The sequence below is a fragment of the Vibrio ordalii ATCC 33509 genome (genome assembly GCA_000257205.1).
Classification (GTDB): Bacteria; Pseudomonadota; Gammaproteobacteria; order Enterobacterales; family Vibrionaceae; genus Vibrio; species Vibrio ordalii.
Genome location: AEZC01000213.1, coordinates 14,143 through 28,958, shown reverse-complemented (window position 1 = coordinate 28,958; position 14,816 = coordinate 14,143). Strand labels below are relative to the sequence as shown.

8 protein-coding genes and 3 pseudogenes are annotated in these 14,816 nt (G+C 48.5%); 9 read left to right on the top strand and 2 right to left on the bottom strand.

Features of this window, described 5'->3' with window-relative positions:
• Positions 1–31: 31 nt before the first annotated feature.
• A pseudogene (locus VOR_RS17985) lies at positions 32–3,467 on the bottom strand (hybrid sensor histidine kinase/response regulator).
• Between the two features lie 86 nt (positions 3,468–3,553).
• Positions 3,554–4,744 (bottom strand): 3-phenylpropionate MFS transporter, encoded by a 1,191-nt coding sequence (locus VOR_RS0114135; RefSeq protein ID WP_010320347.1) that lies wholly within the window; start codon positions 4,742–4,744, stop codon positions 3,554–3,556.
• Positions 4,745–4,946: 202 nt separating this feature from the next.
• Between VOR_RS0114135 and VOR_RS17980 the strand changes: the two are divergent.
• From VOR_RS17980 to fis, 9 genes and pseudogenes are all read left to right on the top strand, one after another.
• Positions 4,947–6,773: pseudogene (locus VOR_RS17980) on the top strand (DUF294 nucleotidyltransferase-like domain-containing protein).
• A 13-nt stretch (positions 6,774–6,786) separates the two neighbouring features.
• Positions 6,787–7,419, top strand: a pseudogene (locus VOR_RS0114120) (3'-5' exonuclease).
• A gap of 141 nt (positions 7,420–7,560) precedes the next feature.
• Positions 7,561–9,510: an acetate--CoA ligase gene (gene acs, locus VOR_RS0114115; RefSeq protein WP_010320344.1), complete on the top strand. Its 1,950-nt coding sequence runs from the start codon at positions 7,561–7,563 to the stop codon at positions 9,508–9,510.
• 285 nt (positions 9,511–9,795) lie between these two features.
• Complete coding sequence (aroQ, locus tag VOR_RS0114110; RefSeq protein ID WP_010320343.1) at positions 9,796–10,245, top strand: type II 3-dehydroquinate dehydratase; 450 nt, start codon at positions 9,796–9,798, stop codon at positions 10,243–10,245.
• 83 nt (positions 10,246–10,328) lie between these two features.
• Positions 10,329–10,784, top strand: a complete 456-nt coding sequence (gene accB, locus VOR_RS0114105) for an acetyl-CoA carboxylase biotin carboxyl carrier protein (RefSeq protein ID WP_010320342.1) — start codon at positions 10,329–10,331, stop codon at positions 10,782–10,784.
• A gap of 14 nt (positions 10,785–10,798) precedes the next feature.
• A complete protein-coding gene (gene accC / locus VOR_RS0114100) occupies positions 10,799–12,145 on the top strand; it encodes an acetyl-CoA carboxylase biotin carboxylase subunit (protein WP_010320341.1) in 1,347 nt (448 codons plus the stop codon).
• 113 nt (positions 12,146–12,258) lie between these two features.
• Complete coding sequence (gene prmA, locus VOR_RS0114095; protein ID WP_010320340.1) at positions 12,259–13,146, top strand: 50S ribosomal protein L11 methyltransferase; 888 nt, start codon at positions 12,259–12,261, stop codon at positions 13,144–13,146.
• Positions 13,147–13,285: 139 nt separating this feature from the next.
• Complete coding sequence (dusB, locus tag VOR_RS0114090) at positions 13,286–14,254, top strand: tRNA dihydrouridine synthase DusB (protein WP_010320339.1); 969 nt, start codon at positions 13,286–13,288, stop codon at positions 14,252–14,254.
• A 23-nt stretch (positions 14,255–14,277) separates the two neighbouring features.
• Entirely contained in the window at positions 14,278–14,574 is a 297-nt protein-coding gene (gene fis, locus VOR_RS0114085; protein WP_010320338.1) for a DNA-binding transcriptional regulator Fis, read from the top strand.
• Positions 14,575–14,816 lie beyond the last annotated feature (242 nt).

Here is a 14,816-nt window from a genome sequence, read left to right as displayed (position 1 = left end):
GATGTCAACGCATCGGCTTTATGCTGTATGCTCAATTGACTCGATTCAACAGCGCGCGCAGTTTGAGTGGTTTTATCGGTTTGGGAAGAAAGCTAAAGCCATTGGATTTAATCGCATCCATCATCTCTTCAGTGCGATCAGCGCTGATGATAACCCCCTCAAAACTATCTCCAAGCCGTAGGCGGCACTGCTGCAGCACCTCCAAACCAGTGCGACCATTATCTAAGCGGTAATCCGACAAAATGACATCGGGCAACCAATTGTTTTCTAATGCTTTCAAGCTTTGCAGTAAGTCGGCTGCTACTTTGACATCACACCCCCACCTTGCCAGCAGATCGTTCATACCGACTAAAATATCAGCTTCGTTGTCCACACACAGTACGCGCAGATGATTGAGATCAGATGGCATACCTTGCTCTATCGCCAGTGTCGGAGCCTGTTTAACAGGTTCAGCTCGCGCCAAAGAGAGCGAAAACACGCTGCCTTTTCCATACCAAGAGCGCATCGATATTTGATGACCCATCACATGTGCAATGCCTTTTGAAATCGCTAAACCGAGCCCCAAACCTTGGTCAGAACGGACTTGGCTACCACGGTTAAACTCTTCAAAGATTTCTTGCTGCTTATCTTGCTCGATACCAATGCCATTATCCCAAACATCAATCCTGACCTGATCTCGCACTCGGCGTATACCCAGCACCACTTTTCCTTTAGGGTTGTAGCGAAACGCGTTAGTGAGAAAGTTTTGCACCACGCGGCGCAATAATTTAGGGTCAGACATCACATAGAGCGAGGACGGAATCACTTTAAAATCGATGCTTTGCTGCTTGGCTAAGGCGCTAAATTCAGCGTTAAGATTCGAAAACACATCATTAATAGCAAAGCTGTGGCAATGCACCTCAAGCTTGCCGGACTCCAGACGTGAAATATCCAGCAAATCACCAATCAGATCTTCAGCCGCGCCCAGAGCACTCTCTATATAACCCGCCAACGTTTTCACTTCCGTCTCTTTGGCCACTTCCGAGAGCGAAGAGGCAAACAGGCGCGAAGCGTTCAACGGCTGCATTAAATCGTGGCTGACAGCGGCCAAAAAGCGCGATTTTGATTGCGATTCTTGGTCTGATTTTTGAGTTGCCGCCACCAAACGTTTATTAAGGGTTTCAAGCTCTAGGGTGCGTTGGTGCACGCGATCTTCTAAGGTTTCATTGGCCTCTTTTAATGCTTGCTCAGCCTCGCGAAAAACGGTGATGTCGCTAAAGCTCATCACAAACCCGCCGCCCGGCATCGGGTTGCCTTGCACTTCAATAACTCGTCCATCAGGGCGAATACGCGCCGAAGTATGTCTGGTTCCTTGCTCAAGGTGATACACCCGCCGCCGCACGTGATCCTCAGGGTCACCAGGGCCACACAATCCGTGTTGCGCATTGTGCCGTATCACATCCGCAATCGGTCGCCCCACTTGAATCAGCCCAGCGGGAAACTCAAACAGTTCGAGATAGCGTTGGTTCCACGCCACCAGCCGCAGCTTTTTATCGACCACGGTAATTCCTTGACCAATATGCTCAATGGCCCCTTGCAATAAGCCGCGACTAAAGTCGTACAGCTCAGATGCTTCATCAACAATGGTCGCCACTTCCTCAAGTTGCATGTTGCGCCCTTGCAGTGCGGAAGTGAGCACTAATTTGGCCGAAGAAGCACCAAACACCCCCGCCAGCACTCTTTCTGTATGACGGATTAAGGTAGATGGCGCTTGTTGGTTAGGCAGTAACGTCTCTCGCTGCTGGCTCCAATATTGGCGAAAGGCAGTGCGAACACGAGTGCGCCCTACAAAACGGGCGGCCAACATTTCAAGCTCAGCCACTGTCACGCGGCTTTGATACAAGCTGAGATTCTCACTCTCAGGCAGCGGCGTACCGACAAAAGAAGCCGATTGCAAACGCTCACTCAAACTCGGACGAGTCACCATAGAGACAACAACGTAGCAGAATGTGTTGAGCACAACACTGAGCATCATGCCCCAATCTGAGTTTTTCAGCCCCATCTGCACCAACCAATCCGGCGGGGTGATCATCCATAACAGAACGTTAGTTTGTGCATCGCCCGCCAGCATGTCGGTTTGGCTCATTAAGGTTACTAGCCACACAGTAAAACCGACCGCCAATCCAACATAAACGCCTTTGCGGTTGCCTTCACGCCAGTACATGCCACCAATCAATGAAGGGGCAAATTGGGTAATCGCCGCAAATGAGAGAAAACCGATCGCCGATAAAGAACCAATCGCATCCAATGCCTGATAAAAACCCCAACGCGCCAAGCAGCAGCAATAGAATCAACCCGCGACGGATGTTGAGCAACAACCCAGATAAATGACGGTAGTTGCGCTGAGTTAAACGCATGCGGCGCAACAGAAGCGGCATCACCAAATCATTAGAAACCATGATAGCCAATGCGATGGTCGAGACAATCACCATACCGCTGGCCGCAGATGTGCCGCCTAAAAACGCCAGTAGCGCTATATGCTCTGCGCCCACCGACATAGGCACGCTGAGCACATAAGTATCGGCGGGGCTGCCGCTTAACAAGCTTTGCCCAACCCATGCAATAGGTAGAACAAATAACCCCATTAAAGCCAGATAAAGAGGAAATAACCAGCGCGCCGTGTGTAGATCTTGCGCGCGTTCATTTTCTACCACCATGGTATGGAACTGACGCGGTAAGCAGATGATCGCCATCATAGTTAATACGGTGTGGATCAACAGCGTTGGCCAGTTGGGCGCTTGATACGTCTGCTCGGCAATCGCACTTAGATCAACCGTTTCACGGCTTGAAGCCAGATAAATGATGAAACCGCCCACAGCTAAAAAAGCGACCAATTTAACAATCGATTCAAACGCAATCGCCATCATCATGCCGCGGTGGTGCTCGGTGTTATCAATATGCCGTGTACCAAACAGCATGGTAAATAGCGCTAAAGCCGCAACCACAAACCACGAGACGTGATAATTCTGATAACCAAATTGCGTAGCGAGATTGGGGGCGATAATCTCAAGCCCCATAGTGATGCCGCGCAGTTGCAAGGCGATGTAAGGTAAAATGCCCACCACGGCAATCAAAGTTACGGTTACCGCTAACCCTTGCGATTTTCCGTAGCGGGCGGCAATAAAATCGGCAATGGAGGTAATATGTTCGCGTTTCGCAATCAAAATCAGCCGCGCCAACATACGCCAGCCAAGGGTAAACACTAAAATAGGCGCAATGTAGATAGGCAAAAATGACCAAGGGTTGCTAGCCGCTTGACCGACAGTGCCGTAAAAAGTCCAAGAGGTGCAATAGACTGCGATCGATAAGCTGTAGATCCACGGTCGCCATTTTGCCAGCCATTGGTTTTGCCTATCACCATACCAAGCGATGAGAAACAGCACGCCTAAATAAGCGAGCGAAACGGGAACGACGATCCATCCTTGCATTTGATATCCTTATCGGTTCAAAAAAGCCTCTTCCAAGAAGAGGCTTCATTTAACTAAGGATAATTTTTAATCTCAATCAGTTAAGGTTAATTCTGTGCTTCAGGCGTAGCTTTCATTACCTCAATACCTGACACGTTAGATGAGGTCGGTTCGACTTTGATCAATAGCGCTAAGATACCCATTACCGCCATCGCCCAAAATACATTCGCGCCCCAGCGCTCATAACCCCAACCACTCAAGGTGGTCATCAAAGCAATAAATGCCCCAAGTGGAATGGCGTTATACAGCGCTTGCAGTGCCACCATTTTGCTTTGCGGCGCGTGCTGAATGTATTGAATCGCCGCTATATGCGCCATCGCAAATGTCACCCCATGCAGCAGTTGAATCGTCCCTAGCGCAAGCAGCGCGGTGGTCGATGCCATAAGCCCCCAGCGCACCACAACCCCGATCGACGCGGCAACAAATAGTGTGCGTAGTGACCACCCTGAAAAAAGGCGTTTGCTGAGCGCAAATACCGCCACTTCAGCGGCAACCCCAAGGCTCCATAAATAACCGATTAGCTCTTCAGAATGCCCCGCCGCTTTCCAGTGAATCGAGCTAAAACTGTAATACGCCGCGTGACTGCCCTGTATTAGCGCCGCTAAAATCAAGAATTTGACGACTGGCCATTCACGCAATAACTGCGTCAGTTTCGGCCGGACAGCATGTGCATCACCAACCGTCACGGGCATTGGGTTGGGATTGCGCAAGCTGATCAGTAGCGAAACAAATATCCCTGCTAAGGCGGTATAGAGGATCATGTCTGAACCATAACGTGCCACAAGTACGCCAACCACGGTAGAACCAGCGATAAAAGCTACCGACCCCCATAAGCGAGTGCGGCCATAATCGAGCATTTTTAAGCGCGCATAGTAGTTAGCCATCGCATCAGATAGCGGCACCACGGGGCCACAGCAGATATTAAACAGCACAGTGGCTAACGCCATCAGCCAGAAACTGCCGCCCGTAAAAAAGTGAAAACCAATAAATAGCAGCGCCGCTAAACTTAACCAACGCAGTGCTGGCAAAAGGTGCTCAGCCTTATGAACACGCGGCGTAATCACAAAGTTAGCAACGCAACGCGTGGCAAAACCCATACCGATTAATACGCCAATATCGGTTGCAGACACACCTTGGTTTTCAAACCATAGCGCCCAAAATGGCAAATAAACGCCATACGCAAAGAAGAAACCAATAAAGTACTGCGATATCCAACCATATGGAGAGGGGTTAAGCATGATTCATCCTGAACAAAATGAGGGAGAGAAAACGGCGGTATTATGCAGGCAGTTTAAGATTCTAAAAAGGGAAGTTTACTGATAAATCTGTTTCCTTATTCACAGCCTTGCGGGTCATGTCACTCATTAGACCAAAGTCGTCTGGAGGTAGTGGCGATTTTTGTCACACTTAGGTAGGAATTTCTTCTGAGTGACGATCGTTATGCCTGACAAATTCAACATGCAGTCACCGCCCTTTGACCGCTTAACACCGCCGCAGCAACAGCGACTTCGCTCATCCTTGGATGTAGCCTATTTTCGTAGCAACGATCTGCTGCAGGCCAGCGACAGGCCCAGCGTATATCTGCACGTACTGATCAAAGGCGCGGTCGAAGAACGCTCGCCAGATGGCAAAGAGATTTTTGCTCACTACGCCAACGATGATATGTTTGATGTACGCGCACTGTTTGAAGAAAAAGCCAAGCATCAGTACGTGGCGCTGGAAGATACCTTAAGCTATCTGCTGCCGAAAGCCGTCTTTCTCGAACTGTATAATGACAACGGTCAGTTCGCCGCCTACTTCGACAATAACCTTGCCAAACGCCAAGCTCTGCTTGATGTAGCACATCAGCAGAAGAATTTAGCCGAATTTATTTTAACTAAGGTGGATGACTCAATTTACCATCCACCGATGATTTTAAACCCAGATCAACCGCTCAACCAAGTGACCCAGCAATTACGCGATAACGGAGTTGATGCGGCCTTAGTTAGTCTTGCCGAGCATGATCAACGCTTAATCGAAAACCCCAGTGCGCACCCCTATGCTATCGTCACGCGCACCAATATGCTGCATTCCGTTATGCTCGATAACCAGCCGCTCGATACCCCTGTTGGGGAAATTGCTACCTTTCCTGTGCTGCACATCAACGATGGCGATTTTCTGTTTAATGCAATGATCGCCATGACGCGCAACCGCATAAAACGAGTGATGGTGTGTGATGGCCATCAAGCGGTTGGCATGCTGGACATGACACAAATTCTTAGTGCTTTCTCCACTCATTCTCACGTGCTGACGTTAAGTATTGCTCGCGCCAGCTGTGTGGAAGAGTTAGCCCTTGCCTCAAGCAAACAGCGGTAACTGGTTGAAAGCCTAATCAACAATGGCATTCGCACTCGTTTTATTATGGAGCTGATTTCAGCGGTTAATGAACAGATCATCGAAAAAGCCTTTCATTTGGTTGTGCCACCCGCGCTGCATGATCACTGCTGCTTGATCGTACTCGGCTCCGAAGGCCGTGGAGAGCAGATCCTAAAAACCGACCAAGATAACGCGCTGATCATCAAAGATGGCTTGCAGTGGCATCAAATGGGTGTGGTCATGGACACGCTCACCCACACCTTACAGCAGCTCGGCTATCCGCTTTGTCCGGGCAATGTGATGGTCAATAATCCCAAATGGGTTAAAAGCCAAACTGAGTGGAAAACCACGCTTAGTCAATGGGTGAAAGCGGCCAAACCCGAGCAAGTGATGGACATTGCGATCATGGCCGACGCACACGCCGTTGCGGGCAACAAACACTTATTGGCCCCTATTAAACAGCACTTGAGCCATTTAATGGCCGACCAAGAATTGATTTTGATGGAGTTTACTCGCCCCGCGCTGAGTTTTTCTGTGCCACTTACACTGTTTGGCACGGTGAAACACTCCAAATCTGGCTTAGATATTAAACAAGGGGGCATTTTCCCGATTGTGCATGGCATTCGCGCCTTAAGCCTTGAACATCAAGTTCAACAAAACAACACCTTTGAACGTATCGAGGCCTTAGTGCAGCAAAAGGTCTTGGAAAGAGAAACCGCCGATAACCTCAGTGAAGCGCTCAAACAGTTCTTTAAATTGCGCTTAGCTCAGCAACTGAGCAATCAACACAACACCAATAAACTCGATTTAAAACAGCTCGACCGAACCGAGCGTGACCTGCTCAGGCACAGTTTACACGTGGTGAAAAAATTCAAGCAGTGGCTTGGCTATCACTATCAAATTCGCGAATAGTGGAGTCTGAAAATTGAATTGGTTTACACGCCATTATTGGTTTCACAAACTAAAAGACTCGCCTTATCAGCCACTGTTTGCAACGCCGATGCAAGGGGAATATGTATCGCTCGATTGCTAAACCACCAGCCTTGACCCGAATCGCGCCGAGTTAGTGACGATTGCCGCCACCAAAATTATCGACAACCGCATTTTAACCAGCCAGCCATTTGAAGTGCGTTTGAGCGCGCCACAATCGCTCGACTCAGGTTCAGTCAAAATCCACAAAATTCGCCATCAAGATCTGGTCGATGGCATCGACGAGCAAGAGGCCATCACTCGCCTATTAGACTTTATCGGCAACCGACCTTTAGTGGGCTATCACATTCGTTATGACAAGAAAATCCTCGACCTCGCTTGTCGGCGACATTTAGGCTTTCCACTGCCCAATGCTCTCATCGAAGTAAGTCAGATCTATCATGATCAGTTAGAGAGAATGTTGCCGAACGCGTACATCGACCTCAGCTTAGAGGCGATTTGTCGCCATCTCGACTTACCGATACAGGATAAACACGACGCGCTGCAAGATGCCATCGCCGCGGCATTAGTGTTTGTGCGCTTGACCAAAGGTGATCTACCTCCCTTTGTTGCGCCTTACTCGCGCTAGCACTTACCCCACACTCATCCTAAAGTCTAATTGTAGAAAATCGTACTCTGACTGACAGTTACCCACATACAGATTTTCCTTTCAGCGCAACCTAATCGCCAATCAACAGGGAAATTGTTTGAATTCACAAGGAGAAGAGTAATGAGTGAAGCCCACGTTTATTCGGTAAAAGAGAATATCAAAGCCAAAACACATGCGGATAATGACACTTACCTAGCGATGTACCGACAATCAGTGACCGACCCAGAAAGTTTCTGGAGTGAACACGGCAAGATTGTGGATTGGATTAAGCCTTTCACTCAAGTGAAACAAACCTCGTTTGATACTGGCCATGTAGACATTCGCTGGTTTGAAGACGGCACATTAAATGTCTCCGCTAACTGCATTGATCGCCACCTTGCCACACGTGGTGATGAAGTGGCGATTATTTGGGAAGGTGACGATCCGGCTGATGATAAAACCCTCACCTTTAAAGAACTCCATCAACAAGTGTGTCGCTTTTCTAATGTGTTGAAAGAGCAAGGAGTGCGCAAAGGAGATGTGGTCTGTCTTTACATGCCTATGGTGCCAGAAGCAGCCGTTGCGATGCTCGCTTGTACTCGAATTGGCGCAGTGCACACTGTGGTGTTTGGAGGCTTTTCACCGGAAGCCCTTTCCGGTCGCATTATCGATTCCGATTCCAAAATAGTCATCACTGCCGACGAAGGTGTACGTGGCGGTCGCGCTGTGCCCTTGAAGAAAAACGTCGATGAAGCCTTGACTCATCCTGAAGTGAAAAACATCAGCAAAGTGATCGTGTTTAAACGCACTGGTGGCCAAATTGACTGGCACGAACATCGTGATGTGTGGTGGCATGAAGCGACCGCAAAAGCTTCCGACCATTGCCCAGCCGAAGCCATGAAAGCGGAAGATCCCCTCTTCATCCTCTACACCTCAGGCTCAACCGGTAAACCCAAAGGAGTGCTGCACACAACCGGTGGCTACCTTGTTTACGCGGCGATGACCTTCAAATATGTGTTTGACTATCAGCCGGGCGAAGTGTTTTGGTGTACCGCCGATGTGGGCTGGATCACTGGCCACACCTACTTGGTTTACGGTCCTTTGGCCAATGGTGCAAAAACCGTTCTGTTTGAAGGGGTTCCCAACTACCCAGACACCAACCGCATGAGTCAAGTGGTGGATAAACACCAAGTCAACATTCTTTACACTGCGCCGACCGCTATTCGCGCCTTGATGGCGAAAGGCAATGAAGCCGTCAAAGAGACGTCACGCACCAGTTTGCGCATTATGGGTTCGGTGGGAGAACCAATTAACCCAGAAGCGTGGGAGTGGTACTACAAAACCATAGGCAACGAGAAATCACCGATTGTCGATACATGGTGGCAAACCGAAACGGGTGGCATTTTAATTACGCCACTGCCGGGCGCGACGGCACTTAAACCGGGTTCGGCCACACGGCCATTTTTTGGCGTGCAACCAGCCTTGGTCGATAACATGGGCAACATCATTGAAGGGGCTGCCGAAGGTAACTTAGTTATTTTAGATTCATGGCCGGGCCAAATGCGCACCGTTTATGGCGATCATGACCGTTTTGAACAAACCTATTTCTCAACTTTCAAAGGCATGTATTTCACCAGCGATGGCGCACGCCGTGATGAGGATGGCTACTACTGGATAACAGGCCGCGTGGATGACGTGTTAAACGTTTCTGGCCACCGTATGGGCACTGCGGAAATTGAATCGGCTTTGGTTGCTTTTGATAAAATTGCAGAAGCGGCAATTGTCGGCGTGCCACACGATATTAAAGGCCAAGCCATTTATGCTTACATCACCTTAAATGATGGCGTCTACCCCAGTGTCGAGCTGCACAAAGAGGTCAAAGATTGGGTACGAAAAGAGATTGGGCCGATTGCAACGCCCGATGTGCTGCACTGGACCGATTCACTGCCCAAAACCCGTTCTGGCAAAATCATGCGCCGTATTTTGCGTAAAATCGCCACCGGCGACACCAGTAATTTGGGCGATACCTCGACACTGGCCGATCCTAGCGTAGTGGATAAATTGATCGCCGAAAAAGCAGAATTGTCTTAACGCTAACGATCCTACCTGCCGCGAGGCATTGAGATGATTAAGCCGTCACACTTGTGGCGGCTTTTTCTTTCCCTCTCACTTCTTCTCATTCTGTTAACTCGGTTGCAAAATTAAATGAGTAAACTATCTGATAAGACCAGTAAATTGCTGCCATTTGCGCTGAATTAGCTATAATCTTGGGCAATTTCTTAAATTCAGGGAATTTTTGACGAAAAATTCACTCTGACCTAAGAATAATATGGGAATATTAATATTCGTTTCACGATATAGGGAGATGTCGACACAATGACTGCTAAATCTCGCATTCTGGTCTTAAATGGACCAAATCTTAACCTGTTAGGGCTACGTGAACCTGCACATTATGGTTCTGACACCTTAGCGCACATTGTCGAGACATTACGCGAACAAGCGCAAAAAGCAGATATTGAGTTAGAACATCTTCAATCGAACCGCGAATATGAGCTGATCGAAGCCATCCATGCCGCTTACGGCAAGGTCGACTTCATCATCATTAATCCCGCTGCATTGACGCACACCAGTGTGGCACTGCGCGATGCGTTATTGGGTGTCGCCATCCCATTTATTGAAGTGCATCTATCCAACGTTCACGCACGTGAACCTTTTCGCCACCACTCCTATCTGTCGGATAAGGCGCAAGGGGTGATTTGCGGCTTAGGTGCACAAGGTTATGAATTTGCTCTTGCAGCCGCCATAAAAGCGCTACAGACAAAATAACCCACATACGATCAACGATAAACAAACACTCTACGGCCCAACCTTAAGGGCTGACGTATTCACAAGATAAAGAGAAAGAAAAGATGGATATTCGTAAAATCAAAAAGCTTATCGAACTGGTAGAAGAATCTGGCATTTCTGAACTAGAAATCTCTGAAGGTGAAGAATCGGTACGCATCAGTCGTAACACTGCGCCAGTACAGATGGCTCAGATGCATTACGCTGCACCAGCGCCAGCACAACAAGCCGCGCCAGTCGCTGCCCCTGCGCCAACGGCTGAAGCCGCCGCGCCTGTAGCGCCAAAAGGTCACCAAGTGCTTTCACCAATGGTCGGTACTTTCTACCGCTCACCAAGTCCAGATTCAAAATCCTTCATCGAAGTCGGTCAAAGTGTTTCAGTCGGTGACACACTATGCATCGTTGAAGCGATGAAAATGATGAACCAAATCGAAGCCGATAAAGCAGGTACCGTTACGGCAATCCTACTTGAAGACGGCCAGACCGTTGAATTCGACCAACCGCTTGTTGTTATCGAATAATCGAGGTTTGCTTTATGTTAGATAAATTAGTCATCGCGAATCGAGGTGAAATTGCACTTCGTATTCTGCGCGCATGTAAAGAGCTTGGCATCAAAACTGTTGCCGTGCACTCCACTGCCGATCGTGATTTAAAACACGTACTGCTGGCCGACGAAACCATCTGTATTGGCCCAGCACGTGGTATTGACAGCTACTTAAACATTCCACGCATTATTTCTGCAGCGGAAGTGACTGGCGCAGTAGCCATTCACCCCGGTTACGGTTTTCTTTCTGAAAACGCCGACTTTGCTGAACAAGTCGAGCGTTCAGGCTTCATTTTTGTTGGCCCGAAAGCCGATACCATTCGCATGATGGGTGACAAAGTGTCAGCCATCAGCGCAATGAAAAAAGCGGGCGTTCCTTGTGTGCCAGGTTCTGACGGCCCACTGGATGGCGATGAAGCCAAAAATAAAGCCCACGCGAAACGTATTGGTTTCCCTGTGATCATCAAAGCTTCTGGCGGCGGCGGCGGCCGTGGTATGCGTGTGGTTCGTAGCGAAAGTGAACTGACCCAAGCGATCGCAATGACACGTGCCGAAGCCAAAGCGGCGTTCAACAATGACATGGTTTACATGGAAAAATTCCTAGAAAACCCACGTCACGTTGAAGTACAAATTATTGCGGATGGCCAAGGTGGCGCAATTCACCTTGGTGAACGTGACTGCTCAATGCAGCGTCGTCACCAAAAAGTGGTTGAAGAAGCGCCTGCACCAGGCATTACCGAAGAGATGCGTAAATACATCGGCGAACGTTGTACACGCGCTTGTCTCGAAATTGGCTATCGTGGTGCCGGTACGTTTGAGTTCCTATACGAAAACGGCGAGTTCTACTTCATTGAGATGAACACGCGTATTCAAGTTGAGCACCCAGTCACCGAAATGGTCACTGGCGTTGATCTCATCAAAGAACAGCTTCGCGTCGCCGCAGGTCAACCACTGTCGTTTACCCAAGATGACATTAAGATCCGTGGCCATGCGATTGAATGCCGTATCAACGCGGAAGATCCGGTTCGTTTCCTCCCTTCTCCGGGCAAAATCGAACACTTCCACGCGCCGGGCGGTATGGGCGTTCGTTGGGAATCACACATTTATGCAGGCTACACAGTGCCACCGCATTACGATTCAATGATCGGCAAGCTCATCACTTACGGTGAAAACCGTGACGTGGCAATTGCGCGCATGAAAAATGCGTTAAACGAAATGATCGTCGATGGCATTAAAACCAACATCACCTTGCAGCAATCGATCATGCAAGATGAGAACTTCCAACACGGTGGAGCGAACATCCACTACCTTGAGAAGAAATTGGGTTTACAGCACTAATTTTCGCGTCGCGAGAGACCAAATGCTCACTTCGGTGAGCATTTTTGTTTTCGGCAGCCGAGTCAGTTTCTGCTAAACTCTGCGCCAACTGACGACATAACAGAGCAACTGACATGCCTTGGATTCAAATTAAACTGAACGCAACTAACGCCAATGCCGAGCCAATTGGCGACATGCTGATGGAAGAGACGGGCGCAGTATCCGTCACTTTTCTTGATGCTCACGACACCCCTGTTTTTGAACCGCTTCCGGGCGAAACTCGCCTTTGGGGCGATACCGACGTGCTGGCGCTGTATGATGCCGAAGCGGATAGCGCATGGATCATTGACCAAATTCGCTCAAGCAAACTGCTGAGTGATGACTTTGCCTACAAAGTTGAACAGCTCGAAGATAAAGACTGGGAACGTGAATGGATGGACAACTTCCACCCAATGAAATTTGGTCAACGTTTGTGGATTTGCCCAAGCTGGCGTGAAATCCCAGAACCTGACGCTGTCAACGTGATGCTCGACCCGGGCCTTGCATTCGGCACAGGCACTCACCCAACGACTGCATTATGTTTAGAGTGGCTCGAAGGGCTCGACCTAACAGGCAAAACCGTCATCGATTTTGGTTGTGGTTCAGGCATCTTAGCCATTGCGGCGATCAAATTGGGCGCAGCCAAAGTCGTCGGTATTGATATCGACCCACAAGCACTGCTTGCTTCTAACGACAACGCAGGACGCAATGGCGTAGCTGACCAACTTGAAGTGTATTTGCCACAAGACCAACCTGAAGGCTTAGTCGCTGACGTAGTTGTGGCCAACATTTTGGCCGGCCCACTGCGCGACCTGAATGGCGTGATCAAAGGGCTACTTAAACCCAATGGCCAACTTGCGATGTCCGGCGTTTTGGACACTCAAGCCGAAGAGGTTGCCAATCATTATCGTGACGAGCTTCACATTGACCCGATCATTGAGCTCAATGAGTGGTGCCGCATCTCGGGTCGCAAGCAAGGCTAGATAAGACTTTGTGCGCTAATAGACTGTATTTTATACGATTTACTAAAACAAATTGTAAATGCTCAAATATTAGTCTTTTCACGCAGTAAAAAAATGCGTAAAATGCCCGCCCTTGCTGGTACAGAACTGTGATGACGTTTTGAAAATCGGAAACTATCAACTTAAGAACAATCTTATCGTTGCCCCTATGGCAGGAGTAACTGACAGACCATTTCGAGAGTTGTGTCTTCGCTATGGAGCAGGCATGGCCGTCAGTGAAATGATGTCCTCTAATCCTGCTCTATGGAATACGTCAAAGTCGATGCAACGTATGGTACATGAGGGCGAATCGGGCATTCGCTCGGTACAAATTGCGGGAGCCGACCCACAGCTTATGGCCGATGCAGCCCAATTTAGTGTTGAGAACGGTGCTCAGATCATCGACATCAACATGGGTTGCCCAGCAAAAAAGGTGAATAAAAAGCTGGCGGGTTCAGCCTTACTCCAATTTCCGGAGACGATTGAACAGATCTTGAAAGCGGTGGTGAACGCCGTTGATGTCCCCGTGACATTAAAGACCCGTACTGGCTGGGACACGGACAACAAAAACTGTGTCTACATCGCTAAATTAGCCGAAGACTGCGGCATACAAGCTTTAGCCCTGCATGGCAGAACCAAAGCGTGTATGTACAAAGGCGAGGCCGAATACGACAGCATTAAAGCGGTGAAAAACGCCATCTCTATTCCGGTTATTGCTAACGGTGATATCGATAGCCCAGAGAAGGCGAAATACGTGCTGGATTATACCGGTGCTGACGCTTTAATGATTGGACGCCCTGCCCAAGGTCGCCCGTGGATTTTCCAAGAAATCCAACACTATTTGGAAAACGGCACCACGATGTCTGAACTTCCGGCTGCGGAAGTGAAAGATATTATGCTTGGTCATGTACAAGCTCTCCACAGTTTCTATGGTGAGTATTTAGGCCCTCGCATCGCTCGTAAGCATGTGGGTTGGTATCTGAAAGAACATGAGCAAGCGAGTGAGTTTCGCCGTACCTTCAACGCTATTGACGCAGCACCGCTGCAAATTGACGCGCTCGAAGGTTATTTTGATAACGTTGCATCATAATTAAGAGAAGAGCTAGACCGCATATGTTCGAACAAAACCTGACTTCAGAAGCTTTCACAGTAACAACCGTAACTTCACAAGATCAAATCACGCAAAAACCACTACGTGATTCAGTTAAAGCATCTCTTAAAAACTACCTTGCGCAGTTAAACGGCCAAGAAGTGACAGAACTATACGAGTTAGTTCTTGCTGAAGTTGAACAGCCACTACTCGACACCATCATGCAGTACACTCGCGGTAACCAAACTCGCGCAGCAACCATGATGGGTATCAACCGCGGTACTCTTCGTAAGAAGCTAAAAAAATACGGCATGAACTAATCTAGCTACTGCACGAATCGAGCAACTAGATACCATCGCTTTTAAAACCGAGCCTCTGCGCTCGGTTTTTCCATTTTTATTACTCAAAACACCAGTAAAAGCTATCTCTGCTGACAACATTGCTATTGCTATTGATCTCACATTGCTCATTCATTAAACAAATAGGCTTAGCGGCAATAAATAAAGGTGAATTATTCTTTTAAATATTAATGATATCAATTACAATTCGCGTAACGAATTAT